Here is an 851-nt window from a genome sequence, read left to right on the forward strand (position 1 = left end):
AGCGCGTGCGGCCGGCGTGCCGGTGATCGGGCTGATCGGCGGGCGCGCGGGCTGCTACGGCGGCGGCGGATTGCTCGCCGCATGCTGCTCGGCGCTCGCGGTGTCGGAGCAGGGCCGTATCAGCGTGTCGGGCCCCGAGGTGATCGAAACCAATCGCGGCGTCGAGGAGTTCGATTCGAAGGACCGCGCGCTGATCTGGCGCACGATGGGCGGCAAGCACCGGCGGCTGATTGGCGGCGCGGATCGCTACGTGGCCGATACGCCGGACGCATTCCGCGCGGCGGCGCTCGAGCTGATCGGGCGTGCGCCGGCATTCGATGCGGCGATGCTGCGTGCCGAGCAGGCGCGTCTCGAGGCGCGTGTCGAACGGTTCGGCGCATGCAACGATGCGCTCGACGTCTGGCGCGCGCTCGGGGCCGACAAGCCGGAAGCGATTCCGGGCATGCCGGACGACACGTTCGTGTCGCTCGCGGATCAATTGCAGGAGAGCACGCATGACGCTCGATGAAGTGCTGAATGCCTTGTTTCCCCAGGGCCACTCGATCGCCCGCACCGGCGGCCTGTTGACGGGGCATGCGGAACTGGCCGGTACACGCGTCGACGTGATCGGCGTCGCCGACCGCTTGCCGTTCGGCATCGACGAGGCGCTGACGCTCGCGGCGCGCGTGCTCGACACGATCGCGCGCGGCGGCGACACGCCGATCCTCGTGCTCGTCGACAGCGACAGCCAGCGGATGAGCAAGCGCGACGAACTGCTCGGCCTGAACGAGGGGCTGTCGCATCTCGCGAAGTGCCTGATGCACGCGGATCGCGCCGGACACCGGACGATCGGCGTGCTGTACGGCCACACG

General features: G+C 70.0%; 1 protein-coding gene and 1 pseudogene. Both read left to right on the top strand.

The features are described 5' to 3' along the window. A pseudogene (locus L810_RS41425) lies at positions 1-508 on the top strand (biotin-independent malonate decarboxylase subunit beta); the annotation flags it as partial. After that, positions 495-851: biotin-independent malonate decarboxylase subunit gamma (locus L810_RS41430; RefSeq protein WP_042978288.1), on the top strand; the 357-nt coding region annotated here is incomplete at its 3' end. The pseudogene L810_RS41425 and the gene L810_RS41430, both read left to right, overlap by 14 nt.

The sequence above is a fragment of the Burkholderia sp. AU4i genome, assembly GCF_000466765.1.
Classification (GTDB): Bacteria; Pseudomonadota; Gammaproteobacteria; order Burkholderiales; family Burkholderiaceae; genus Burkholderia; species Burkholderia cepacia.